This is a genomic window from Candidatus Jettenia sp. AMX1, assembly GCF_030263775.1.
Taxonomy (GTDB): domain Bacteria; phylum Planctomycetota; class Brocadiia; order Brocadiales; family Brocadiaceae; genus Jettenia; species Jettenia caeni.
Map to the genome: position 1 here is coordinate 24416 of NZ_SZPP01000034.1, position 25065 is coordinate 49480.

Below are 25065 nucleotides of genomic sequence, written 5' to 3' on the forward strand. Positions count from 1 at the left end.
AAGTGAAGAATCTGACTTATAAAATACCGGTAAAATTTTTTAATACTAAGCCATGAGCATATTAACAAAAATATTTGGAACCTCTAATGACCGGTTCCTGAAAAAGATTAAACCTGTTGTAGACCAAATTAATACCCTCGAGACCAGGATGATGTCTCTAACCGATGCTGAGCTTCGCCAAAAGACGGACGAGTTTAAAGAACGGTTATCCAACGGAGAAATCATGGACAATCTCTTGCCGGAAGCATTTGCAACGGTGAGAGAGGCAAGCCGAAGAATCCTGATAGCCCCCAATCCTGATAGTCCTAATCGTACCATGCGCCACTTTGATGTTCAGTTAATCGGTGGTATTGTCCTGCACCAGGGAAAGATAGCTGAAATGGCGACTGGTGAAGGAAAAACCTTGGTTGCAACATTGCCAGCTTACCTGAATGCCTTAGCAGGGAAAGGTGTTCATATCGTTACAGTTAATGATTATCTGGCGAAACGTGATAGAGACTGGATGAGTCCCTTGTATGAATTCTTAGGATTAAAAGCCGGCGCTATTCAATCGCACCAGGAATATGGAGAGAAAAAAGCTGCCTATTTATGCGATATTACCTACGGAACAAATAATGAATTCGGTTTTGATTATCTTCGTGATAATATGAGGGTTCGGTCAGAAGAGCAGGTACAGATTAGCCGGGGTCTGAATTATGCCATTGTCGATGAGGTTGATAGTATTCTTATTGATGAAGCACGTACTCCTTTAATTATCTCTGGTTCGGCAGAGGAATCAACGGAAAAATATTATATAGCAGATAAAGTTGCCAGACGTTTAAAATTCGGAAAGCATTTTGAAATAAAAGAAAAAGAGCGAATGTCGCACCTTACGGAGGAAGGCATTGAGGAAGTTGAGAAACTGCTGAATGTGGATAGCATTTACACCGATAGGAATATGGAGTGGCCACACTACATTGAACAAGCCCTTCGTGCACATCATCTCTTCAAAAACGATAAGGACTATATCGTTAAAGGGGGCGAGGTAGTTATCGTAGATGAATTTACCGGACGTTTGATGGAAGGCCGTGTATGGAGCGACGGGTTGCACCAGGCTGTGCAAGCAAAGGAACATCAGCGTATCAAAGAGGAAAACCAAACTCTTGCAACAATAACACTCCAGAATTTCTACAGATTGTATAAGAAACTTGCCGGAATGACAGGCACAGCAATAACAGAAGCTGCAGAATTTGATAAGATATACAGACTTGAAGTAATTTCTATTCCCACAAATAAACCGATGCGTCGTACAAATTTTCCAGACCGTGTTTATCGGACCGAAAAAGAAAAATTCGATGCTATCATCAAAGAGATTGTAGAAGTACACAAACAAGGAAGACCTATATTGGTTGGGACGGTATCTATTGAAAAATCGGAACTCCTCAGTGAAAAACTCATGAGAGAAGGTATCGAACATGAAGTACTCAACGCCAAACAACATGAGCGAGAAGCGCACATAGTCGCAAAAGCCGGACAACCGGGAAACGTTACCATTGCTACGAATATGGCGGGAAGAGGAACAGATATAGTCCTCGGCGAAGGGGTTGCAACTATGGGCGGACTCCACATTATCGGCACCGAGAGGCATGAGGCAAGGCGTATTGACAACCAGCTTCGTGGCCGAGCAGGACGCCAGGGAGATCCAGGCTCATCCCGATTCTATGTCTCATTACAAGATGATTTAATGCGTATTTTTGCTTCAGAGCGTGTAAGCTCACTTCTCAAAACATTCGGTATGGAAGAAGGTATGGCAATTGAGCATACCATGGTTTCCAAATCTATTGAACGGGCACAGAAAAAGGTTGAAGAGCACAATTTTGAAATTCGTAAACATCTGCTCGAATATGATGAGGTTATGGACGAACAGAGAAAGGCGATTTATACCTTAAGGCAGAATGTGCTTGAAGGTAAGTATCTTCGGGACTATGTAGTTCAAATGATAGAAGATTGTATCAGGGAAATAGTGAATTTCGCTTACAATACAAAGCACAGCAGCGACGAGGAAGAGGCATTTGATCTTGCCGCCTGGTTTAAACAAAAATTTGGTGTAGCAATTGATCTGGATGAGGTTGAAGAAAAAACCCGTCAGAACATAGAAAATTTTTTGATAAAGAAATCTACTGAGACATACGGAACAAAGGAAAATACCATTGGCAAAGATCAGATGGAAAAGATTGCTCAAATACTTTTACTGGAAAAAATTGACACGAAGTGGAAAGACCACCTGTATGCTATGGATCATCTGAGGTCGGGCATTGGTCTCCGGGGATATGCCCAGGTAGACCCGAGAATTGAATATAAAAGGGAAGCGCTCGGTATGTTTGAGGGTATGAATCTCGCAATTAGAGATGAAGTAACGGATCTCATATTTAGACTACAACTGGGAGAAGAAGCGGAGAAAAAAGATATATGGCATCCTGACCACTATGTTCACCAGGAAGTTTCTGGATTAAATACAATACAACAATCTCCGGTTGAAGTTGCGGCTGGTCATATAGAAAATACAACTCCCGAAGCGCCTGTTGAGCAAAAGTTAGAACCCATTAAAGTATCAGTCAAGATCGGTAGAAACCAACCGTGTCCATGCGGTAGTGGCAGAAAATTCAAACAGTGTTGTGGCAGAACCATGTAATTATAGAGTCGTATTCATACTCATAATACTGGCAAAGAACATACAATAAACCTGAAAGCTCATTTCATCTTGCATGCCTACAATTTTCGATGTTATTTACATAACAGCGCTTATCCTCGGTTCACCATATCTTCTTGTGAAATGTATTACCAGTAAACGGCATCGTTCCGGCTTGCTGCAGCGCCTCGGATGGATTACGATAAAACAAGAAAAAAAATCTTGTATATGGATCCATTGTGCTTCAGTTGGAGAAATTTTAACTGTAAAAACACTTGTAAAACACTTTGAAAAAGAGTTTAATAACTTAAGTATAGTAATATCTACCAACACCAACACAGGATTAACGGTTGCAAAGATGCATTTTGCTGAAAAAAACATTTTTTATTTTCCTCTTGATTTAAGCTGGATAATTTATAAGGTACTGGATGTCATACAACCGAAATGCCTCCTATTGATCGAGTTGGAGATATGGCCCAATCTCCTGATAGCAGCGGCCAGAAGGCGTATTCCCGTAGCCTTGCTCAATGCCAGGATATCCGAAAAGTCGCTAAAATGGTATCGCTTCTTAGGTAAGATTTCAAAAAAATTTCTTACAAGCTTAACCATACAAGAAAATATGTATTGCGCAAGATCTAAAATCGATGCAGTCCACCTTATGAATCTTGGTATATCAGAACCACAAGTTACTGTCACAGGAAACATGAAATTTGATAATATAATAACCGCCATTTCTGAAAATAAAAAAAAACAGTTACTGGATTTATTTGAAATTGATACGCGGGATAAGGTTATTATTTGTGGAAGCACACACGAGGGTGAAGAGGCTATTATTCTCAAGATCTTTAAGGAAATGAGTGCAAGATTTACTACATTAAGACTTATTTTAGCGCCCCGGCATATCGAAAGGGTTGATACGATAGCTACCTTAACTGAATCTACAGGGCTCAGGTTTATAAGAAAAACTTCCCTTGACAAGGGGAAAAAGATAGGTGAGCATAAGTACGGAACGGTTATCCTTATTGATACTGTAGGGGAATTACTTACTCTCTATAGCATTGCAGATTGTGTATTTATTGGAAAAAGCCTTGTGCCGCAAGGCGGCCAAAATATAATGGAACCAGCGGGGCTGGCCAAACCGATTATTGCTGGACCGCACACATTCAATTTTCATGAGGAAGTTCGGTTATTAAAAGAAGCAGATGCTATAAAGATCGTTCAGAATGAATCAGAGTTATCCAATGAAATGATGTATCTTTTAGAGCATCCAAATGAGGCCAGGGAAATGGGCAGGAGAGCACAGTCTGTTATCATAAAACAAAAGGGTGCTACAGATCGTAATTTGAAATTGTTAAGGAAAATTTTATTGAAGGAGCGGTAGTATCAGTTATGAAAAAAGGAATTCATTTATTTACTTCGGAATCAGTATCAATGGGGCATCCGGATAAGGTTGCAGACCAGATATCTGATGCTGTACTGGATGCAATGCTTGAACAAGACCCTATGAGCAGGGTAGCATGTGAGACGATGGTTACAACAGGAGTGGCCTTTGTAGCTGGCGAATTTACTACAAAGGCGAACGTTAACATTCCCGATATTGTGAGAAATACGGTAAAAGAGATTGGTTATACAGATGCTTCGATCGGATTCGATTATAATACCTGTGCAGTTATAACGAGTATCGGAAAACAATCACCCGACATTTCACAAGGGGTAAGCGGTGAAGGCCTCTATAAGGAAGAGGGTGCTGGCGACCAGGGAATGATGTTTGGTTATGCCTGCAATGATACCCCGGAACTTATGCCACTTCCGATTATGCTTGCACATAGAATTATTATAAAACTTGCCGAATTGAGGCAAAATAATATCGTGAAATACTTACGCCCTGATGCAAAATCCCAGGTAACAGTAGAATATAAAGATCATAAACCTATCAGGGTCCACACGGTAGTCGTTTCTACTCAACATGCCCCGGACGTAACGTATCAAACAATCAAAGAAGATATGGTTGAAAAAGTTATAAAAAAGGTAATCCCTGCAGATCTCCTGGATAGTAAGACAATCTACCATATAAATCCAACAGGACGTTTTGTAATTGGGGGCCCTCAGGGTGATTGTGGTTTAACGGGGAGAAAGATCATCGTGGATACCTATGGTGGCTGGGGACGGCACGGCGGCGGCGCTTTTTCCGGGAAGGATCCAACGAAAGTCGACCGAAGCGCATGCTATGCAGCCAGACATATTGCAAAGAATGTAGTGGCTTCAGGCCTGGCAGACCGATGTGAGGCACAGGTGGCCTATGCTATTGGTGTAGCAAAACCTCTTGCTATCCATATTTATACAGAGGGTACGGGTAAGATTGCAGACGAAAAACTCACTCAGATTTGCGAAACGGTTTTCGATATGACCCCAAAAGGTATTATTGAACGATTAAAACTCAGGAGACCTGTTTACAAGATTACGGCCAGACACGGTCATTTTGGCAGGCCGGAAGACACCTTTACCTGGGAAAAAACGGATATGGTCGAAGCCTTACGAAAGGCTGCAGGTATTTAAAATCTGATAATAATTCACCGCAGAAAACGTAAAGGGCACAGAGAAATATGGTAATTTATATTTTACAATTCAGACCCATAATCTCAAATCGTAAATCTAGCAGATAAATTTGTTACTCTCAGAGAATCGCTGCAACCTCAGTATTCTCTGCGGTGAATTACATTCTTTCAAAAATGCTAACAAAGGAGAATTCATGAATTATGATATTAAAGATATAAATCTTGCTCCCGGTGGTAAAAGACGCATTGAATGGGCTAACAACGATATGCCTGTTTTGTCCCAGATAAGAGCACGATTTGAAAAGGAGAAACCACTCAAGGGGATGAAAATGTCTGCATGCCTCCACGTAACAGCAGAGACCGCAAATCTCGTGAGAACACTGCAGGCAGGCGGTGCAGATATTGTTCTTTGTGCTTCAAATCCATTATCTACTCAGGATGATGTTTCCGCTTCTTTGGTAAAGGACTATGGTATTTCTGTCTTTGCTATCAAAGGAGAAGACAATAAAACATATTACAAACATATTACATCCGCACTAGATCATAAGCCGACTGTCACCATGGATGACGGCGCTGACCTGGTTTCTGCAATTCATAAAGAACGCAAAGATCTCATTCCACAACTCTGCGGTAGCATGGAAGAGACAACAACAGGTGTAATACGATTAAAGGCTATGGAAAAAGACGGATCACTGAAGATCCCCGTCATTGCTGTAAATAATGCCGACACAAAACATCTTTTTGATAACCGTTACGGGACAGGACAGTCCACCATTGATGGAATTATTCGCGCTACCAGCCTTCTCCTTGCCGGAAGAACAGTTGTTGTCGCTGGTTATGGATGGTGTGGAAAAGGTTTTGCTATGCGGGCAAAAGGTATGGGGGCGCATGTCGTAGTTACCGAAATCAATCCCATTCGGTCTCTGGAGGCAGCAATGGATGGCTTTATGGTAATGCCCATGCTGGAAGCAGCCAGGGTAGGAGATGTATTCTGCACATTAACAGGAAACCTCCATGTGATCCGGAAGGAGCATTTTGAGATCATGAAGAATGGAGCCATTGTTTGTAATTCCGGCCACTTTAATGTAGAATTGGATATTGGCGCTCTGGAGGCTCTGTCTACAAGCGTTAATAAAGATGTCCGTAATGGTGTAGATCAATACATGCTCAGGAACAATAAATCAATTTACCTTCTCGGCGAGGGCCGCCTCATTAATCTTGCCGCAGCAGAAGGTCATCCGGCTTGCGTAATGGATATGAGTTTTGCGACTCAGGCGCTGGCTACAGAATATGCAGTAAAAAATAAGGGTAAGTTAGTTCCAAAAGTCTATGATGTTCCCAAAGAAATCGATCAATGGGTTGCGAATTTAAAATTGAAGTCTATGGGAATTTCCATTGATACCCTTACAAAAGAACAAGAAAAGTATCTCGCTTCATGGGAGGAAGGTACCTGATTACTCTATGGCCATTATAAAACCATTTCAAGGATTACGGTTCAACCAGGATATTATCCATGATATTTCCTCTGTTGTAACACCGCCTTACGATGTGATTTCTCCTCAAGACCAGGAGCGGTATTATCAGGCTCATCCGAATAATATTATTCGCCTGGATCTGGGAAAGGATATTTCCGGCGATACAGAAAAAGTCAACAAGTATACCCGTGCGGCTGAATTCCTGAATACCTGGAAGAAAAATGGGATACTCAAACAAGAGGATGCTCCCGCAATTTATATTTATGATCAGGAATTTCTATCCGGCAATACATGGATAACCCGTAGAGGTTTTATTGCGCTGGTAAAGTTAGAACCTTTTGATAAAGGACATATCTATCCCCATGAGCAAACTCTTTCTGGTCCTAAAGCAGATCGTTTAAAACTTATCCAATCCTGCCAGGCAAATCTCAGTTCTATATTCGCACTCTTTCCCGATGAAAATAACATAATTGATACCTATTTATCTACGATTACTATCGCAAAGCCAAAAGTAGATTTTGTGGATGATGGTGGTGTAAAAAATAAGCTTTGGATCATAAAGGAAAATACTATTATTGACAGATTGATCTCACTTATGAAAGAAAAGCCACTCTTTATTGCTGACGGACATCATCGTTACGAGACTTCATTAACTTACCGGGAGCAAATGCGTAAGGAACAGAGTGGGCTTGGAAATGATTTACCCTTAGATTATGTAATGATGATGTGTGTGTCGATGAATAACCACGGGTTAAAAGTACTCCCGGCTCATCGCCTCATCCGTAACATAAAAGATTATCGCTTTGATCATATCCTTCGGTCAATACAGGAGGCCTTTACCGTTGTGCCGCTCGACAGCAGGTATAAGATAGAGGATTTTATATCACACTTACATGCTGAAACGAAAAGCCATACCTTCGGCATGTATGTTGGCCAGAAAGATGCATATTATACATTACACTTAAGTAATCAGAAATTGTTAGATACGGTTTTCGCCAATGATCATCCGGAATGGAAGCATATCGATACTGGTATACTGCATGGCATGATTATCAATAAGATATTAGGGATAAACGCCAGCGATGTTACCTTAAAAGACTATGTAAAATATGTAAAGGATGAAAGAGAAGCTGTAGCATTTGTAAAATCAGGTCAATATCAATTGGCATTCTTTCTGAAGCCAACCCCTATCGAACAGGTAAAAGAAATTGCCATAGAACGAAAGGTTATGCCTCCAAAATCAACCTATTTTTACCCAAAATTAATCACAGGTATTGTTATAAACAGTTTAAGCTAGCTCTGTATGATTTTTAATGAAAATTTCATCTCCAAAAATCGTACAGGGTAATGGCAAACACCCGTAGGGGCAGGTTTGAAACCTGCCTCTACAACAACCATGGAAATTCCTCATCTCGCTTGCTCCGGTATACCGGCTTCTGAGTAAAGATTTCACGCCCTTTTCTATACCAATACCCCTTCAAAAGAGTTATCAGAAGACTTACGCTCTGGAAACATTTCCAGCTTTCTTTAATCTTTGCTAATTCGCTGGTTCAATCGTCCACGATTAAACCGAAATTGCAAACAAAAATCCCTTGTTCTGATACATTAAATTAATTAATTGACAGAATGTGACTTTTTCGTTATTATGTGATAAGTTTTATTCGTCTTATCGAGAGTGGCAGAGGGACTGGCCCTGTGAAGCCACAGCAACCGGTCTTGTCTAGTAAATAAGCTAGGCAGGATGCTGGTGCTAATTCCTGTCTCATGATTTGGGAAAAGATAAGATAGGGACGTAGAAAAGCCTCTTCCTATCTTATGTAATAGAAAGAGGCTTTTTTATTTGCTGAATTTAATGGAGGCAAATGATGGGATTTGTAAAAGGTCTAAAATGCCGGGAGTGTGGCAAGGCATATCCAAAAGAGCCGTTGCATGTGTGTAGCTTTTGCTTTGGTCCTTTAGAAGTCGATTACGATTATGATAAAATCAAGAAAGTCCTTACGAGAAAAGTCATAGAATCTCGTGGTAAAACGATGTGGCGTTATCGGGAGTTGCTTCCTATTGACGGAGAACCAACTGTCGGCGCTCAAGTTGGTTTTACACCTTTAATCAAAGCAAACAATCTGGCAAAAGTTCTGGGAGTGGAAGAACTATACGTAAAAAATGACTCGGTAAATTACCCTACGTTTTCTTTTAAAGATCGGGTTGTCTCAACGGCTTTGACAAAAGCAAAAGAATTTGGGTATAAGACGGTAGGATGTGCAACAACAGGAAATTTGGGAAATGCAGTCGCTGCTCAAGCTGTACAAGCAGGTTTGGAAAGTTATATCATTATGCCAGCCGACCTTGAACAAGGCAAAATTATCGGAACATTAATCTACGGCACGAACGTAATAAAAATTAAAGGAAACTATGATAATGTAAATAAACTCTGCTCAGAAATTGCCGATAAATATGGATGGGCCATTGTGAATGTAAATTTGAGACCTTACTATGGCGAGGGATCGAAAACGTATGGATATGAAATCATGGAACAACTCGGATGGAAAGTACCGAGACATATTATCGTTCCCATGGCAGGCGGGTCTTTAATTACGAAGATAGAAAAATCCATTAAAGAGTTTGCAAAATTAGGGCTTATTGATACAGCAGATACAAAATTACATGGCGCCCAGGCTACAGGAAGTTCTCCCATAACCACAGCAGTCAAGGCGGAAACCGATATAATAAAACCGGTAAAGCCAAAGACAATTGCGCAATCAATTGCAATTGGTAATCCGGCTGATGGATTTTATTCTGTGAAAACCATTAATGTATCAGGCGGATGGGCAGAAGATGCAACGGATGATGAACTCGTGGAAGGCATTAAATTGCTTGCCAGAACTGAAGGTATTTTTACAGAAACAGCCGGCGGTGTAACGGTAGCAGTCACAAAAAAACTCATCGAGCAAGGCAAGATTCCCCGGAATGAATCTATTGTAATTAGTGTTACAGGAAATGGATTAAAAACCCAGGAGGCAGTACTGAATAAGTTAGAAATTCCAAAAATTATCAATCCTTCTCTCGCTGAATTTGATGCCATTATGGAAGAGAAAATGTCTGCTGTACATTAAAGTTTACCTATTAAATCTGAAAGGAGTATTAAGAATGTCAGTAACTGTACGTATCCCAACACCACTAAGAGCCGTTACTAAGGGAGCTGATGAGGTGAAGGTGGATGGGAAAAATATTAAGGATATTATTGAAAATCTTGAAGCTAATTATAAAGGGATTAAAGAAAGAATCTGCGATGGCGATGGTCAGATCAGAAGATTTATCAACTTTTATCTCAATGATGAAGATATCCGGTTTATGGGTAATTTAAATACACCGATAAAAGACGGCGATTATATATCCATAGTGCCTGCTATTGCTGGTGGAAATTATAGATTTTAAACTCGTGAGGTTGGGTTTCGTTCCTCAACCCAACCTACACAGCTTGAAAAAGCCCCCCTGAATACAACTTTAAAGTATCGATCAAGCACAGGGCCCTGGTAACTCTATAGTATGAATGGAAAAAATTCTATAAGAGGTTTTTAAACTTTTCCCGAACATCATCCATTTGACCACACGTCATCTGTCCCTCCGGGCATGTATCATGTACACAACCTGGACCTGCTTCTTTGAAAATATGGGGAGAAACTTGTTTAACGAGACGGAGCATCTCCGTTGCCATAGCCCTTATCTCCCACTGGGCGCGATTACAGCAACGTACCTGAAAGAAATGTAACAGTTCACGGGCATTCATAGTAATGATAATCTTTGTCTCTGCAGCATTCGGCAATAAAAAACGGACATCCTCAAGGGCGCTTTCTCCGTTAGTCTCAAATGCACCTGCAAGCTCATCATACCACTCCTGAATGACCTTCATCTTTTCAAGAAACCACTCTCTTTTGCCTATTTTTTCTATACTAGGAGGAACAATGAAATGAAATCCTCCCTTTTCCTTACCTTGCTGTCCGACATATCGCTGGCTCTGCTGGGAGTAAGATGCCAGGCGATGCCTTACGATCTGGTGAGAACAGGCGCGTGAGATACCTTCTACACCGAAAGTAAAAGTAACATGCTCTATAGGCGAGAGATGACGCATATCGATCAATTTTTCAATAAAACCTGCTTGGTCCTTGTTCTTAATCTGGTTTTTCAATTCAGCAACAGAAGCGGGACTATAGCATAGCTTAGCTGCCTGAGCTATTATTTCTTCAGGATCCGGTGTATACTGTAGTAATATTACCTGTAATTTGGATTCCGCCACAAATTTACTCTTAAAACTCAATACCTTTTTGGGCTTTAATACCCTTTTTGTAACAATGTTTAATATCGTGCATTTCCGTCACTATATCGGCTAGCTCAATAATTTTGCTATGAGCGTTGCGCCCTGTAAGAATCACATGTAATCTTTTCGGCCTCTCCTTCAATGCTGCTAGTATATCTTCAGCGTCTAAAAGGCCGTAGCTGGTCATGTTATTGATTTCGTCAAGAATAACAACATCGTACAAATCAGAAAAGATTTCTTGTTTTGCATAATCCCATGATACTTTTGCATTTTCAATAATCTCATCCGTATAGGGGGTACCCGGCAGACCCTCCTTACGGATAAATCCCAGGCCTAACTGAACAATCCGAAAACCTGGTTCTAATCGCTTCATTGCTTCAAGTTCACCGGTATGCCATGCTCCTTTAATAAACTGAAGCATAAGCACTTTCATACCATGTCCGGTAGCCCGGAGACCAAGCCCTAATGCAGCCGTAGTCTTGCCTTTTCCATCACCTGTATTTACTAGTATTAAGCCGTTTCCCATAATCAACCGTCTTTGTTAAAATAAAAAATATATAGGTATTATAATATGTAAAAAGATTCTATTAATCAAGGAATTAAAGTTTGGTATAATAAGGTAGCAGAATCTTTTCTTGGAATCTTAAAATACCATGCTTAATATGGGAACGTTTAGAGATGTTTTTCTGTTTATAAAACCGGGATATGTTGAAAGAAGGGAGATTATATGTCAGAGATCAAGGAAAGTGATCTACCGAGTATAGGCAAAAAATTTACCTTGGAGTTAGATTCAAATGATAAATTAGTTATAGTAATTCACTTTTCAGGAGAGAGAGAGGTCTTTAAATTTACCAAAGATAGCGATGAGCCTATCTCGGTAACGAGACTAACCGACGAAGAGGCTCGTCAAATTGGCGCAATACTCGCCGGGACATATTTCCAGCCAGTCATTGAAGAAAAGCAAAAGCTCATGATGAAAAATGTAACTATGGAATGGATCAAGGTCACACCCGACTCACTATTAGCCAATAAAAAGATTGAGGAGCTGGACATTCGAAAAATGACAGGGGTATCCATTACTACCATTATCAGAGGTGAAACGGTACTTCCCAACCCTCCACCTCATGAGGTTATTAAACCTCATGATACTATTATTATTATAGGAAATAATGAACAGATTAAAAACTTTATATCAACCTTTGATATCAAACAACCGGTAGAAAATGATCGTCAATGAAAGCGTATTAGTACTGGGCATCTCCCTCCTCGCCCTATTTTTTGCTGGCTTTTTAGCTACCAAGATCAATCAATCTCTCACCGCAATTTTCATTATAGTCGGCATGATTCTTCAGAATTTTTTCCCTGTTACTATTATAACAGAGTTTATCGCCACCCTGGGCATTATCTTTATGCTCTTTATGTTTGGTCTTGAATTTTCAGTTGGCAGTCTCGTGAATAACCAGAAAAAGATATTCTATACAGGAATTTATGATTTTATACTTAACTTTCCACTTGGCCTGTTAATAGGATGGCTGCTGGGATATGATCTCATCCAATCACTCTTACTTGCAGGAATTGTTTATGTAACGAGTTCCGTAATTGTGGCCAAATCTATTATTGATTTAAAGCGTTCAGCAAATCCGGAAACGGAATATATTCTTAATATCTTGATTTTTGAAGACATGTTCATTGCCACATTCCTTGCATTCATTGTCGGCATTGTTAATTATGGTAAAATAGACGCAAAGAGTATCTTTTTCGTTATGCTGAAGACTTCTGCTTTTTTTATGTTCTTTATCATACTAGCGAGAACTTCAAAAAAATATATCGATAAGATTATTGATATCGATCATACGGAATTATTTGTAATCCTGATTCTGTCGGTTATTGTACTTTCAGCAGGCGCTGCGGCAAAAATAGGACTCTCTGAGGCAATAGGTGCATTCCTTGCCGGATTGCTACTATCGGAGACGAAACAAAGACACAGGATCTCAGAGGCAATCAAACCATTTCAACAATTTTCCACAGCAATCTTCTTCGTTGCATTTGGAATGTCGATTGATTACAAACATTTCGGAAACCTCATTCCGATGGCAATATTTATATTTATTCTCTCTTCTTTCAGTAAGGTCTTTGGTGGCTACCTTATTGGTAAAAAATACGCCTTAAGTAAAAAGGCCGGTTTAAGGCTTGGTTTTAGTCTTATCCCCAGGGGAGAATTCTCAATCATCCTGGCAGGGGCCATTGCAATGAATCACAACCTGCCTTATCCTCTACAATGTCTTACCGGATTCTACGTATTGTTTAGCGCCATTCTTGGTAGTATTATCATGAAGGAATCGGATTGGTTTACAAAATGGCTTATTGAAAGAAGAGAGAAAGAAATAAAACCCATTGATGATAGTTCAACTATGGGTCCCCATAAATATTTGTAAGAGGAAAATAATAAACTCTGCAATCTTACCGTAGTACTCTTTTGCCAATCTTCCGCCTCAATGACATGAGAAGCTCTCTTGCCATGAGCCATTTATCTTCAAGAGCCCACATATGGAAAGGAAGTACACATCCGCACCGCAAGCAATCAGCTTGCGGTCCCATCATACATGGTTTTTTTATTTGGCCTTGAGGATCCAGACAAAAGGAGACCTTTTTAAAAACACAATTTCTCGTAATTTCTTTACACTTATCAGACTTCATAAGTTTAAGAACAAGGTTAGGAACACCGATAAAATCGCCATATTTCTCATCTTTCAATCTCAGCAGTTTATCTAATATTTCATCGCGCAATCTCCAACCTGGCCAGAGATCATTATTTTTCAATCCTTTTATGGGGGTATATATCTGAAATAAACATCCTTTAACGCCAACATCTTTCCATTCTTCCAGAAAATACTCAATGTCCTGGTAATTCATCGTATTAATTACCATAGATACAGAGATCTTTAATTCAGGCCTATTAGCATGTTTTTTTATCCTATCATAGCAACCCATTCCACGAATGGCATCATGGGTATCCTTTTTGCCATCCACCGATATATAGAAGTTAACATCAGGCCAATAAGGAAGTTCAATCGTGCCATTTGTAGCTATCAGATTCGACTTAAAATATTTCATCCCACGTTCTATCAAATCTTTTCTCAGTAAGGGTTCGCCGCCAATCCAGGAGCATTGATAAAAGGGAAAATCTGTCTCTTTTAAACTTTCCAATTTTCCTATCCACTCATCATCGGTAAGCTCTGGCCGCCCCTCATAATCATGTGCATAAAAGTAGCAATGCTTACAACGGAGATTACAGCGATTGGTGATATCAATTGCGCCAATGGCGCCTTTGGGTTTACCAAAAAGATCAAACCGCCCTAAATCATATAATTTAAAGAGGAATTTTGTCTTTTCTTTTCCTATCTTTTGACAGGAATAATCGAAAAGCTTGTCCCTCAATGTCCTTCTCGGACCGATCTGTTTATTTTCTAAAGTGTTAATCATTTTACATCAGAAAAATCAATCTTATATTCTTTCTGATCCTTTCTCGTTTTAATAAGAATAGTTGTATCTGCATTAGGATTTATTTTATCATAGAGAAAAATACCAACGACACTCTGCCGCCTGTCTTTATACTTCATACCAAACTCCGTATTTTGCGGCAGTATAATATTTGTTCCTTGCTTTAACATAATCTGAACGTCTTCCAGAGCCTGAATATCCTCATCAATATTTACTACAACATTGAACGTCGTGGAATGCTGAATCTCTTTTATATCTTCGGCAGTAAGGGTTTTTTCTTTCATTGCATGCATAGCCGAAGTAACTGCAATTCTCATATATTTGCTCATTATCAGGCCTCCTGGTCCTTTTGGATACTCTCCAAAACAGGCCTGTTTTACGGTATCACTGTAAAAAATATCCTTCCCTTTATGTTTTTTACCGTATTCATCCGCCTCCTGTATCTGTTCAGGGGTTAACTGAATATCAAATGCATTTGATAAAGCTGGTATCCCTGATATAATTATACTGATTGCAATTGCACACCATTTTATGTATTTCATAAAGAGACCTCCTCATGATTGACCATCCTTGATTTAAAGATACGCATTTTTTTATTCTTCACAAACTTTAAGCTCTTTACCGGTAATCATACTAATCTTTTTCCCGAGATTTTTCATTTCCTTAAGACCACCCCGGTTAGAGGATTCACCCACTTCATCTATCAACATCTTTTTTCCGTCCGTTAAACGGAGCAAGACTAAGTATCGTATATAGTTATCCGGCACGGAGTCAAGTATCTCTTTTACAACCTCTACTCTTTTTATCTTAGAAAAGGGAAAACTATCCTCATTATCAAAAAAAATTGTCCTTCTAATCTTTGTTATTATTTGTTCTGCCTTCCCATCAATAGTGATTATCTTGAAAAAGGAATTCAATACCAGTTTATTCGTAATTTTTTTCTTTGCTACCATAATAACTAACACCTCCTTTTTCAATATCAGTACAATTGAATAGGTTATTCGCAATTATCTGAATTAATTATGGAGGAATATATCACATACCGATGAGATAGTCAAAATTATTATTCCTGTAAATTTTGTTCTATCTACTTACACTAGGAGAGCTTAATTAGTATATAGCTAAGATAATATACTGAGACTAAAAAATCAAATTAAATATCAGTCAGGATTTAAGATATAAAAAAAGCTTCCCATCCTGTTTGGAACGGGAAGCTTTTTTCATGAAAATCCTGTATGAGAAAAGAATAAAGGGTATCTGTTTATCTGTTAGTTAGTCTTAATATCTATCTTAGCATTTTGTTTCAGTTGTGCTAACGTAACATTAAGGCTTTCCGACATCATATCCATTTTAACATCTTGCTTTATATCGTCGAAATTAATCTCTTCTCCCTTTTTTATTTCTGTCACCTTTATGATATGATACCCGAAATCTGTCTTTATGGGTTCACTTACCTGATCGACATTGAGCGCAAATGCCGCTGCAGCAAATGGCTCAACCATTTTTCCCTTTCTCTTAAAGAACCCTAAATCTCCACCTTCTTTTGCAGACGGGCAATCGGAATACTGCTCTGCAACTTTTGCAAAGTCTTTTCCTGCATCTACTTCTGCCTTTGCCTTGCTGATTTTTTCCTTTGCCTGTGCCAGTTCTTCCTCTGTTTTCATATTCCGTGTATCCACCAGGATGTGACTTGCCTTTACCTCGGTATCATCATAATTATGTTTGTTCTTCTCAAAATATGCCTTTATTTTCTGGTCATCAATATCCTTCCCAAAATACCTTTCCAAGGAAAGTGATATCTTTATATCCCTCTTTAAATCATCAATGCTACCTCCATGAGATGCAAGTATTTGCTCCAGCGTTTGACCCTGTAAACTTGGATTTGACTCAGCGTCCTTCCTTACTTTTTCCAATTCTGCATCTATATCTGCCTGACTTACTTCAATCTTTTTATCCTTAATAAATTGCATAATGAGTTTTTGGGTAACCAAACCATCGAGTATCTGTTTAGTCACTACGGGAATTTGCTCTTTATCTATTTTATCTGTGAACCTATTGAGTATTTTATTAACCTCTCCCTGGGTAATTGCCTCGCCATTTACTGTTGCAGCAACCTTATTTGAGTCTTTATTTGCGTCTTTTTCCTTTTTGGCAGGCGCAGCCTCTTTTTGTTTAGATGCAGAGGCTTCCTTTTTAGGTGATTCAGTAGCTTTTTTTGCTGATGCAGAAGGTTTTTTTGTCTCTGTTTCGGCAGCGAAAACACTTAAATGAATGCATAGTATTCCACTCATTACAATTCCCATCTGCCTGGTAAATCCCTTTATCATTAGTTTCTCCTATAAAAAAATTTAAAATAACAATCTCCAAATTTTAATATATTTTGGCTCATAAAGTCAAATTACTTCTTTTTTACCCCCCGTCTAATCATCATCACCGCTATGGCTGCCAGTAACAGAGAGGCAACCTTTGCAAAGGCCTTTGAACCCCCTTCACGCATAAGTCGATATATAAAATCAGATTTCAAGAGTACAATCCACACAATAAAAAGATTTGCCAGGAGTGAAACCATTGTGGGAATGTAACCATAAGTATCTATCGTAATAATAATTGAGGTCAAAACAGCCGGTCCTACAACAAGGGGAATACCTAAAGGGACTACCCCTATGGTTGAGGTCATAACCCTTTTTTCTTTCTCTCCAAAAAGCAAATCATTAATGGCAAAAACAAGCAATAAGAGTCCTCCAGCCATTTTAAAATCATATATTTCAACTCCCAATACAGAAAAAACAAACTTACCAATAGCTATAAAACTAACACTCACTGAAAGAGCGGTGATAATAGATTGATTAATAATTTTTGTCTTGAGCGGATTTTTTATACCATCCATCAGTGACATAAAAATAGGCAATACCCCTATGACATCGATTGCAACAAAAATTGGTATAAAAGCGAGGAGATAGTTATATACATGTTCCATGTTAAAGTTTTGTAGAATTTCCATAAGTTTGGATTATTGAATTATATGAGATTACAACAATTCAGTAATTTTATGCTTTTTTATTTTATTATAAAGACTGGCACGTGAGATTTGGAGTATTTTAGCAGCTTGTTCCTTATCTGCCTCCACCAATTCCATAGTGTTAACAATTATTTGGCGCTCAACCTGATCCATTAATATCTGAAGGGACTTTCCGGACAAGTCCTGTTTAAAACTTGTCTTTTCCTGATACAAAGGGATGTCTACAGGCTCAATCATCTTTCCTTTACAAAGAATTACCGCACGTTCGATAACGTTTTCCAGCTCTCGTATATTGCCTGGCCAGGCATATGACATGAGTTTACCTAGCGCTTCACGCGAAATCCCTTCTACTGTTTTCCTATTCTTTGTATTATGGATAGAAAGAAAATGTGAAACAAGCATGGGGATATCGTCCATACGCTCTCTTAAAGAAGGAAGAAAAATACGAATAACGTTCAACCTATAGAAGAGATCCCTGCGAAATAAGCCTTTTTCAACACGATCCTCAAGGTCTGCATTGGTTGCGGCAACAATACGTACATCCACTTTTACCGGCTGGTCGCTTCCTACCGCCTCAAATTCACTATCCTGCAAAACACGAAGTAATTTTGCCTGAACCGTCATAGGAATATTGCCGATTTCATCTAAGAATATGGTACCTCGATCTGCTGTTCTAAAACGACCAATTCTATCTTTTGTTGCTCCGGTAAATGACCCTTTCTCGTGGCCAAAGAGTTCACTCTCCAATAACGTCTCTGACAAGGCAGCGCAATCTACCTTTACAAAAGGATAATTCTTACGAGTACTATTGTAATGAATAGCCCTTGCTACCAATTCCTTGCCTGTTCCTGTCTCTCCCTGAATCAGGATATTAGCTTCCGTATTAGATACGTTTGATATAATTTCATAGATCTTTCTCATCTTTACACTTTCACCAACAATATTACCAAAGGTATATTTTTCACCGAGTTCTGAGCGTAACCGGTCCACTTCCCCTTCCAGTCGCTGCATTTGTAATATCTTTTCAATAATAATAATAAGTTCATCGCGCTTGAACGGTTTCGTAATATAATCCGAAGCGCCGAGTTTCATAGCTTCTACGGCATTGGTAACAGTGCCATAACTGGTCATGACAACTACATCGATATGTGGATTTTGCTGTTTAACCTTCTTTAAGACTTCTATACCGTCCATTTCTGGCATAACTAAATCAGTAAGGACAATAGTATATATTCCATCCATAGATATCTTTTCAATGGCTTCTTTACTGCTTGCAACAACGTCCGATACATATCCCCTGCTCTTGAGGAGTTCCTTACACATCTCCCCCATTGCTATATCATCATCTACAATTAATATCTTCTTCAAAACTTTTATCCCTTACCTCAATTACTACTCATATTGGCAGTGATATAATAAATTTCGTACCAGTGCCTGCCTTACTCTCTAACACTATTTTACCATTATGGGCTAAGATTATATTATTGCAAATCGATAATCCTAATCCCGTCCCTTTACCAGGTTCTTTCGTGGTAAAAAAAGGGGTGAAGATATGTTTTTGGTCTTCATCAGATATACCGAATCCGTTATCCTCAAAGACAATATCAACAGATTTCGGTTCTGTATTTATCCTGGTTTCGATACCTATATCTCCTCCTTTCGGTAAGGCATCTACTGCATTATTGATAAGGTTTAAAATTACCTGCTGAATTTGATTTCCATCCACGAATAACAGAGGCACCTTATCATTAAAAATTTTGTGTAATTTTATTTTACGGATTATCAAACGATGTTCAATAAGCGACAAGGTATTGTTAATTAAATGATGAATATTACACAATTTTCTTTCATAATTAGATTTTCTTGAAAAATCGAGCAGATTTCTGATGGTCTTTTGACATTTTACTATCTGTTCGGAAATGGTCTTAATCCGCCCTAATAACTTTTCATCAGGGGTATCCTCTGCCAATAATTCACAGTAACCGGAAATCGTTGCAAGAGGTGTATCTAGTTCATGAGCAAGACTTGATGCAATGAGACCAATAGAAGCCATTTTTTCCGTTTGCAGGAGTTGACTTTGCAAAGATTCAAGCTCTTCATAGGCATGCCGAAGTTCACGTATTCGTTTACCCAGCTCCAGTCGTTGTTGTTCCCGCTCTTCTTCGAATAATTTTCTTTCGGTAATATCCCTAAAAATTTCTACGGCATACTCCACATTTCCTTCTTTGTCTGCAATAGGGAATACAAAATGCTCCATACAATACTTCTTACCATCAAATCCCGTTTCCCATTTAATTACCTGTTGAGACTTACCAGTTTCAAAGACCTTTCCAGTTGCGCAGCTTTCACAAGGAGCACTTTTTTCCCATAGTTGTGTATAACATTTGTTTCCCAACATCGACTGCCGTTTCTTCCCACCCATCTTACTTGCAGCTTCATTTACGAATATGATTTGAAAATCTTTATTTATAATATTAATACAATCATGAATGCCATCAAGGGCTGTTTGTAGAAATTTCTCAGATACCTCCACCGTTTCTCCTCACATGAAAAGAACTATTTTAGGATTATCTCCCAATTCGCTGAGGAAATAAACAGAACTATAATTACGATAAGAGTCCATAAAAAAAATACTATATCAGAAACCTTAGTAACAGCGCAATTATATATTTTCTCTCTTGTATTAATCCTTGATAAAAATTTCTCAATGAGATAAAATGCTGCATTATTTATTCTTGCATTTCGTTGTATAGGTCTTTTTTACATCTTTTGAATAACGGAATTATCATACAAAAAATATTTTCTATAGGTAACTCTATTCCAAATCCAAATCAAATTTTTGAATCAAAATTATGTATAACTTTTTGATGTAAAGTATAGTAAGCAAAAAATTATGATAAAAAATAGCCTGTGGAGACGAATTATCTTCGGTTACATAATAATTACGCTGTTTATGTTATCAACAAGTTTTTATTTAATCTTTCGCCTGAATTTTCTGAAGAAAGTTACCGACTCAGTTATGAAATCCGATATCCCTTCCATAGAGAATGGAGAAAAGCTGATAGATAGCCTTCTCGAGCAGGTCAGAAATGAGAAAAAATACCTGATTACAAATGACCAGGCTTTTTTAAACCTCTTTGATAAGAAAAAAATAGATTTCTTTGACCGGCTTCAATCTCTGGAAGAATATATAACCGGAGAAGAAAAAGTATTAATACATAAGATAAAAGAATTTTATAATAAATACATTGCAATTGTTTCTAAGGAATTTATTCTCGTAGGTAAAGACAATATCATTCCACCTGATGCCCGCTATGAAGAAGAAAAGAAAAATACCCTTGAACAGATTACTAAATCTATCAATACAATAATCCTGTCTCAACAGACTGCATTAATTAAAAAGATTGAATTATTACAAATAATCGTGCACAAATCTACCAAAGTAGCCCTTTCTTTAATCTTATCTGCAATCTTATTCGGAACGATATTCTCCTATTTCTTTACCCGCAGTATATGTTTACCCATAAAAACATTGCAGGAAGCAACAGAACGCATTTCTCAGGGAGATTTAGATTATCGGATCGCAGTTTCATCCACAGATGAGATTGGTACTTTGGGGACTGCGTTCAATCAGATGTGTAACAGACTGAAAGAACTTGATCTCCTGAAATCGGAGTTTATTTCCAGTATCTCACATAATCTGAAAACCCCTTTAACTGCTATCCGGGAAGCTAATGAGCTCATGCTCGATAAAATTGCCGGCCAAGTCTCTGAACCACAAATTAAACTCCTTAATATTATAAAGGAGAGCACACACCGGCTTACATTAATGATTAATGACATCCTGGATATTTCCCGGGTAGAAGCAGGATTGATGAGATATAATTTTCAATACTCAAATATCCATGATATCATTCGTAAAAGCATTGGCGAACTACGCTTTCTTGCGGAACGTAAAAACATTTCCTTTCAGCATATAAATGGGACTTCTATTCCTGAAATTTCATTAGATCATGATAAAATTGCTCAGGTAATAGATAACATCTTTAGCAACGCCATTAAATTTACTCCATCAGGGGGCACTGTCACAATAAAAGTAAAAGAGGTAAATGCCCGTAGTTTTTCCCCTGGTCATGGAGAAAAAAACCAGATGAATAATGTGCATTCTTTTATTCAAGTCAGCATATCAGATACCGGGATTGGAATACCGGTAGAATATCACGAAAAAGTCTTCGATAAATTTCAACAGGTGGATAATAAAGGAAAAGGTTGTACGAAGGGAACCGGGTTAGGACTCTTTATTGCAAAACAGATCGTATTTGATCACGGAGGTGAAATTTGGGTAGAAAACAATGGAGAACAAAAAGGCACTACGTTTCATTTCACACTGCCACTAAAATACAACTACACTTAAACAGTTAAGATAATTTAACAGAAAACTCATTGGAGAATAAACCCTATGAATATAGTAAGAACGAAAAAATATTATTTTTTCTTACTCTTGTTTTTTCCAGTTCTTATGAATACCGGATGCGCCAGCCTGTCAGCGAAAAGAGAATTAAGCAAAAAAAATGAAGAAATTAAAATAATCAAAACAGATCTTCAGGTTAAAGAAAAAACTATTAACGATCTTCTCAATCGTCTTTCCTGGAAAGATCAGGAGATTGGAAAGCTTACCGATGAACTCCGTACTGCCTCAACGACAATCAAAACACTCCAGGATGATATTGAAAAGCTCAAAAAGGTAGACCTCTTAGACCGTCTTTCTTCGAAAGATCAGGAAATTGGGAAACTTACCGACACACTGAAAACATCAGATCATTTAATTAAAACGCTCAGAGATGAGATTGAAAAGCTCAAAAAAACAGATCTGCTAGAGCGCCTTTCCGTGAAAGACCAAGAGATTGGAAAACTTTCTGATGAACTCTACAGCGCTGATTCTAAAATTGAACTCCTCAAAAAAGATATAGAAAAACTCAGGGAAGTAGACGTGCAAATGGAAGAGAAAAAGAAACAAGTCGATACGAGTATTAAAGACACAATACCAGTAAATCCATCAGAAGTAAAACAGGGAAACGGTACCATAACTGAAAAAAAACAGGAGGCAGAATAGTTTCTACAAAATAACATTATGCTAAATGAGAAAATATTAGTTATTGATGACGACACAAATATTCTGGAAGTTATCCAGATGCGTTTAAGAGCGTTAGGTTATCATGTTACAACAGCAAAGGATAGCAAAGAAGCCAAAAAAGCATTATCTACTACTGCTTTTAACCTCGTTATCCTTGATTTGCGATTAGCTGAAGAAAACGGAATCCAACTGATGGAAGAAATCATGGGTTGCAATCCAATACTTCCCATTATTATCCTGACGGCACATGGAAGCATTGAAAGCGCAGTTGAAGCCATGAGCAAAGGAGCGTATAGCTATATAACGAAACCTTTTAATAATGAAGAACTATCCATCCTTATCAAGAATGCCCTTGAAAAACAAAGGCTTACCCGGGAAATCGAACAGCTCAGAAGTAAACTCAATGAACAATACAACTTTAAGAACATTATCACCCAGAATAAAAAAATGCAGGAAATCTTCGAACGGGTCATAAAAATATCCCAAACTGATTGTACTGTTTCCATTTATGGAGAGAGTGGCACAGGTAAGGAGATGATTGCAAGGGCTATCCACCACAACAGTAACCGGTCGAAGGGTCCTTTTGTCGCAACGAACTGTGGCGCCATACCAGAAGGCTTATTGGAAAATGAGCTCTTTGGACACATACGCGGCGCATATACAGACGCCCATGAATCAAAGGATGGTCTTTTCACACGGGCTGAAGGAGGAACTGTTTTTTTAGATGAAATTAGCAATACTTCAGCAACATTACAAGTCAAGCTTTTAAGGGTATTACAGGAAAGGGAAATTAAACCTGTTGGCGGCTCAAAAAATATCAAGGTCAATGTAAGGGTTGTTGCCGCCTCAAATACAGACCTGCAAAAAGCCGTACAGGAAGGAATATTTCGTGAAGATTTATTCTATCGCATACATGTTGTGCCTATTTATCTTCCCCCTTTAAGGGAAAGGAAGGATGATATCCCTTTATTGGCGAATTATTTTATGACAGAATTTTGCAAAGCACTGAAGAAAGATGCTCTTGAATTTACACCGGCTACACTCCAAAGGATGGCCCTCTATGATTGGCCTGGCAATATACGTGAATTAAAAAACAAAGTTGAACATGCCACTATCATGAGTAATAAAAATATCATAACTCCGGAAGACATGTTTAGCAACGCAGAAGTAACACCAAAGAGTACCTTCAACTCGTTTAAAGACGCCAAGGAGAGATTTGAACATGAGTATGTGGAAAATCTCCTGAAAATAAGCAAGGGGAATATCTCAAAAGCTTCAAAAATGGCAAACCGTAATAGGGCTGAAATTTATAAATTAATTAAAAAATACAATATCAATATTGAACATTATAAACATATTTCCCCGTAAATAGCCGCAGAAAAACCTCCGTACCCTTCCTCAGTTCTTTTAAATCTAAATTCCAGGACAGTAAAAGTCCCGTAGTCACCAAGAGCGGGATGAATAATAAAATCAAAGTGATTAAAACGAAAGGCTTATGGATTTCATGATGTCCGGTATTCCTCTCTGGTCGTGAAAAGTGCCTTTGCTTTTAGCAACTAATTGGGAAAAGAACAACAAAAAAGGGCAACTCAGTGAGTTGCCCTTTTTTATCTATCTTCGAGAATACTACTTACAAATTAAGGAATCTTCACTTATTGTACTAAGTGTCCGCCTTCTTTCTTTTCTTCCTTCTTCTCTTCTGTTGTTAATTGTATAAGGTGGCCCTCTTTCTTTTGTTCTTCCTTCTTTTCTTCTGTTACGAGCTGTATTAAGTGCCCACCTTCCTTCTTCTTTTCTTCTTCCTTTTTTTCCTCCGCTGTAACAGAATTTACAAATACGGTATTTAATACACCACTATAAACCAATGCACCAGCAAAAGCAACACTAAGACCTAACTTCTTCAACATTTCCTTCTCCTCCTTAGATTAGGAAAAATATCCCACGCTCCTGAGAACACTCTCATGAAAAAATACAAATCATAATAAAATAAACCTGAGTTTAGAAATTTAAGCATAGAAATGTTGGCTGCTTGCCAACAGCCTTTTATCCTAAATTTGATACTAAATCATAAGCAACTTTTCCTACATCACCTGCGCCCATTGTTATTACCACATCGCCGGGTTTTACCTGGAAAGAAAGCTCTTTTGTGATATCGCCTAAGTGTGGAATATAACGTACATCAACACCCATAGTACGGGTCTCCTCACATAATTTCATCGAGTTCATCGCCGTCCTCTCATATTCACTATCACGGGCTGCATAAATATCCGCAAAAATTACCTTATCTGCATTCTGAAAGGACCTTGAGAACCCCTTCAGTAAATGACGGGTTCGGCTATATTGATGCGGTTGGAATACACACCATATCCTTTTCCCGGGATACAGCCCCCTTGCCGCTCGT

At 38.5% G+C, this 25065-nt stretch carries 23 protein-coding genes and 1 riboswitch; of the genes, 12 read left to right on the top strand and 11 right to left on the bottom strand.

Annotated features, from left to right (window positions below; translation table 11 throughout):
• Nucleotides 1-52: 52 nt before the first annotated feature.
• The 7 genes from secA (at nucleotide 53) to FBQ94_RS11020 (ending at nucleotide 10130) form a co-directional block, all read left to right on the top strand.
• Entirely contained in the window at nucleotides 53-2671 is a 2619-nt protein-coding gene (gene secA, locus FBQ94_RS10990; protein WP_007222778.1) for a preprotein translocase subunit SecA, read from the top strand.
• A 73-nt stretch (nucleotides 2672-2744) separates the two neighbouring features.
• A complete protein-coding gene (locus tag FBQ94_RS10995) occupies nucleotides 2745-4049 on the top strand; it encodes a 3-deoxy-D-manno-octulosonic acid transferase (protein WP_007222779.1) in 1305 nt (434 codons plus the stop codon).
• An 8-nt stretch (nucleotides 4050-4057) separates the two neighbouring features.
• Nucleotides 4058-5224, top strand: coding sequence for a methionine adenosyltransferase (gene metK, locus FBQ94_RS11000; RefSeq protein ID WP_007222780.1), 1167 nt, complete (start codon nucleotides 4058-4060; stop codon nucleotides 5222-5224).
• A gap of 193 nt (nucleotides 5225-5417) precedes the next feature.
• Entirely contained in the window at nucleotides 5418-6677 is a 1260-nt protein-coding gene (ahcY, locus tag FBQ94_RS11005) for an adenosylhomocysteinase (RefSeq protein ID WP_007222781.1), read from the top strand.
• Between the two features lie 7 nt (nucleotides 6678-6684).
• Complete coding sequence (locus FBQ94_RS11010; RefSeq protein ID WP_007222782.1) at nucleotides 6685-7995, top strand: DUF1015 domain-containing protein; 1311 nt, start codon at nucleotides 6685-6687, stop codon at nucleotides 7993-7995.
• A gap of 366 nt (nucleotides 7996-8361) precedes the next feature.
• A riboswitch (SAM riboswitch) is annotated at nucleotides 8362-8484 on the top strand.
• A 79-nt stretch (nucleotides 8485-8563) separates the two neighbouring features.
• Nucleotides 8564-9808: a threonine synthase gene (thrC, locus tag FBQ94_RS11015; protein WP_040544482.1), complete on the top strand. Its 1245-nt coding sequence runs from the start codon at nucleotides 8564-8566 to the stop codon at nucleotides 9806-9808.
• Nucleotides 9809-9842: 34 nt separating this feature from the next.
• Nucleotides 9843-10130 carry a MoaD/ThiS family protein gene (locus tag FBQ94_RS11020; RefSeq protein WP_007222784.1) on the top strand — a complete coding sequence of 96 codons (288 nt, stop codon included), beginning with the start codon at nucleotides 9843-9845 and terminating at the stop codon, nucleotides 10128-10130.
• 127 nt (nucleotides 10131-10257) lie between these two features.
• Here FBQ94_RS11020 and thyX read toward each other — a convergent pair whose 3' ends face one another.
• Together thyX and cobO are read right to left on the bottom strand one after the other, a co-directional pair.
• Nucleotides 10258-10989 carry an FAD-dependent thymidylate synthase gene (gene thyX / locus FBQ94_RS11025; RefSeq protein WP_007222785.1) on the bottom strand — a complete coding sequence of 244 codons (732 nt, stop codon included), beginning with the start codon at nucleotides 10987-10989 and terminating at the stop codon, nucleotides 10258-10260.
• Nucleotides 10990-10999: 10 nt separating this feature from the next.
• Nucleotides 11000-11536 (bottom strand): cob(I)yrinic acid a,c-diamide adenosyltransferase, encoded by a 537-nt coding sequence (gene cobO / locus FBQ94_RS11030; RefSeq protein ID WP_007222786.1) that lies wholly within the window; start codon nucleotides 11534-11536, stop codon nucleotides 11000-11002.
• Between the two features lie 201 nt (nucleotides 11537-11737).
• Here cobO and FBQ94_RS11035 point away from each other — a divergent pair, with 201 nt between their 5' ends.
• The gene (locus tag FBQ94_RS11035) at nucleotides 11738-12247 is read left to right on the top strand and encodes a cation:proton antiporter regulatory subunit (RefSeq protein WP_007222787.1); all 510 of its coding nucleotides are present in this window, start codon (nucleotides 11738-11740) and stop codon (nucleotides 12245-12247) included.
• Nucleotides 12234-13445 (top strand): cation:proton antiporter, encoded by a 1212-nt coding sequence (locus FBQ94_RS11040; RefSeq protein WP_007222788.1) that lies wholly within the window; start codon nucleotides 12234-12236, stop codon nucleotides 13443-13445. The genes FBQ94_RS11035 and FBQ94_RS11040 overlap by 14 nt, the downstream gene beginning before the upstream one ends.
• Nucleotides 13446-13470: 25 nt before the next feature.
• On the opposite strand, the gene FBQ94_RS11045 is transcribed toward FBQ94_RS11040, so the two are convergent.
• The 7 genes from FBQ94_RS11045 to FBQ94_RS11075 all read right to left on the bottom strand — a co-directional run bounded on the left by FBQ94_RS11045 (nucleotide 13471) and on the right by FBQ94_RS11075 (nucleotide 20063).
• Entirely contained in the window at nucleotides 13471-14493 is a 1023-nt protein-coding gene (locus FBQ94_RS11045; protein ID WP_007222789.1) for a radical SAM protein, read from the bottom strand.
• A complete protein-coding gene (locus FBQ94_RS11050; protein ID WP_007222790.1) occupies nucleotides 14490-15053 on the bottom strand; it encodes a hypothetical protein in 564 nt (187 codons plus the stop codon). Before FBQ94_RS11050 ends, FBQ94_RS11045 begins: the two co-directional genes overlap by 4 nt.
• A gap of 51 nt (nucleotides 15054-15104) precedes the next feature.
• A complete protein-coding gene (locus FBQ94_RS11055; protein ID WP_007222791.1) occupies nucleotides 15105-15464 on the bottom strand; it encodes a hypothetical protein in 360 nt (119 codons plus the stop codon).
• A gap of 315 nt (nucleotides 15465-15779) precedes the next feature.
• Entirely contained in the window at nucleotides 15780-16838 is a 1059-nt protein-coding gene (locus FBQ94_RS11060) for a peptidylprolyl isomerase (protein WP_007222792.1), read from the bottom strand.
• A gap of 71 nt (nucleotides 16839-16909) precedes the next feature.
• Nucleotides 16910-17488, bottom strand: coding sequence for a MarC family protein (locus FBQ94_RS11065; RefSeq protein ID WP_285442132.1), 579 nt, complete (start codon nucleotides 17486-17488; stop codon nucleotides 16910-16912).
• 51 nt (nucleotides 17489-17539) lie between these two features.
• Entirely contained in the window at nucleotides 17540-18898 is a 1359-nt protein-coding gene (locus tag FBQ94_RS11070) for a sigma-54-dependent transcriptional regulator (protein WP_007222794.1), read from the bottom strand.
• Nucleotides 18899-18926: 28 nt separating this feature from the next.
• Nucleotides 18927-20063, bottom strand: a complete 1137-nt coding sequence (locus FBQ94_RS11075) for a PAS domain-containing sensor histidine kinase (RefSeq protein ID WP_007222795.1) — start codon at nucleotides 20061-20063, stop codon at nucleotides 18927-18929.
• Nucleotides 20064-20423: 360 nt separating this feature from the next.
• On the opposite strand from FBQ94_RS11075, the gene FBQ94_RS11080 reads away from it, so the two are divergent.
• Genes FBQ94_RS11080 through FBQ94_RS11090 form a run of 3 tightly spaced genes read left to right on the top strand, consistent with a single transcriptional unit; the run spans nucleotide 20424 to nucleotide 24032 of the window.
• Nucleotides 20424-21944, top strand: coding sequence for a HAMP domain-containing sensor histidine kinase (locus FBQ94_RS11080; RefSeq protein ID WP_007222796.1), 1521 nt, complete (start codon nucleotides 20424-20426; stop codon nucleotides 21942-21944).
• Nucleotides 21945-21989: 45 nt separating this feature from the next.
• Nucleotides 21990-22643, top strand: a complete 654-nt coding sequence (locus FBQ94_RS11085; RefSeq protein ID WP_007222797.1) for a coiled-coil domain-containing protein — start codon at nucleotides 21990-21992, stop codon at nucleotides 22641-22643.
• An 18-nt stretch (nucleotides 22644-22661) separates the two neighbouring features.
• Nucleotides 22662-24032 carry a sigma-54-dependent transcriptional regulator gene (locus FBQ94_RS11090; RefSeq protein ID WP_007222798.1) on the top strand — a complete coding sequence of 457 codons (1371 nt, stop codon included), beginning with the start codon at nucleotides 22662-22664 and terminating at the stop codon, nucleotides 24030-24032.
• A gap of 284 nt (nucleotides 24033-24316) precedes the next feature.
• Here the strand turns inward: FBQ94_RS11090 and FBQ94_RS11095 are convergent, their stop codons facing one another.
• Both FBQ94_RS11095 and FBQ94_RS11100 read right to left on the bottom strand, forming a co-directional pair.
• Nucleotides 24317-24571, bottom strand: a complete 255-nt coding sequence (locus tag FBQ94_RS11095) for a hypothetical protein (protein WP_007222799.1) — start codon at nucleotides 24569-24571, stop codon at nucleotides 24317-24319.
• 136 nt (nucleotides 24572-24707) lie between these two features.
• On the bottom strand, nucleotides 24708-25065 hold a 358-nt coding region (locus FBQ94_RS11100; RefSeq protein WP_285442133.1), incomplete at its 5' end, for a glutamate ligase domain-containing protein.

Bases quoted from the DNA above. Each gene is read 5' to 3' on its own strand.
- FBQ94_RS11095 (WP_007222799.1), bottom strand. From the start codon at position 24,571: ATGTTGAAGAAGTTAGGTCTTAGTGTTGCTTTTGCTGGTGCATTGGTT.
- FBQ94_RS11020 (WP_007222784.1), top strand. From the start codon at position 9,843: ATGTCAGTAACTGTACGTATCCCAACACCACTAAGAGCCGTTACTAAG.
- FBQ94_RS11045 (WP_007222789.1), bottom strand. From the start codon at position 14,493: ATGATTAACACTTTAGAAAATAAACAGATCGGTCCGAGAAGGACATTG.
- metK (WP_007222780.1), top strand. From the start codon at position 4,058: ATGAAAAAAGGAATTCATTTATTTACTTCGGAATCAGTATCAATGGGG.
- FBQ94_RS11040 (WP_007222788.1), top strand. From the start codon at position 12,234: ATGATCGTCAATGAAAGCGTATTAGTACTGGGCATCTCCCTCCTCGCC.
- FBQ94_RS11085 (WP_007222797.1), top strand. From the start codon at position 21,990: ATGAATATAGTAAGAACGAAAAAATATTATTTTTTCTTACTCTTGTTT.
- FBQ94_RS11060 (WP_007222792.1), bottom strand. From the start codon at position 16,838: ATGATAAAGGGATTTACCAGGCAGATGGGAATTGTAATGAGTGGAATA.
- thrC (WP_040544482.1), top strand. From the start codon at position 8,564: ATGGGATTTGTAAAAGGTCTAAAATGCCGGGAGTGTGGCAAGGCATAT.
- FBQ94_RS11065 (WP_285442132.1), bottom strand. From the start codon at position 17,488: ATGGAACATGTATATAACTATCTCCTCGCTTTTATACCAATTTTTGTT.
- secA (WP_007222778.1), top strand. From the start codon at position 53: ATGAGCATATTAACAAAAATATTTGGAACCTCTAATGACCGGTTCCTG.
- FBQ94_RS11080 (WP_007222796.1), top strand. From the start codon at position 20,424: ATGATAAAAAATAGCCTGTGGAGACGAATTATCTTCGGTTACATAATA.
- ahcY (WP_007222781.1), top strand. From the start codon at position 5,418: ATGAATTATGATATTAAAGATATAAATCTTGCTCCCGGTGGTAAAAGA.
- FBQ94_RS11010 (WP_007222782.1), top strand. From the start codon at position 6,685: ATGGCCATTATAAAACCATTTCAAGGATTACGGTTCAACCAGGATATT.
- cobO (WP_007222786.1), bottom strand. From the start codon at position 11,536: ATGGGAAACGGCTTAATACTAGTAAATACAGGTGATGGAAAAGGCAAG.
- FBQ94_RS10995 (WP_007222779.1), top strand. From the start codon at position 2,745: ATGCCTACAATTTTCGATGTTATTTACATAACAGCGCTTATCCTCGGT.
- FBQ94_RS11035 (WP_007222787.1), top strand. From the start codon at position 11,738: ATGTCAGAGATCAAGGAAAGTGATCTACCGAGTATAGGCAAAAAATTT.
- FBQ94_RS11090 (WP_007222798.1), top strand. From the start codon at position 22,662: ATGCTAAATGAGAAAATATTAGTTATTGATGACGACACAAATATTCTG.
- FBQ94_RS11055 (WP_007222791.1), bottom strand. From the start codon at position 15,464: ATGGTAGCAAAGAAAAAAATTACGAATAAACTGGTATTGAATTCCTTT.
- FBQ94_RS11050 (WP_007222790.1), bottom strand. From the start codon at position 15,053: ATGAAATACATAAAATGGTGTGCAATTGCAATCAGTATAATTATATCA.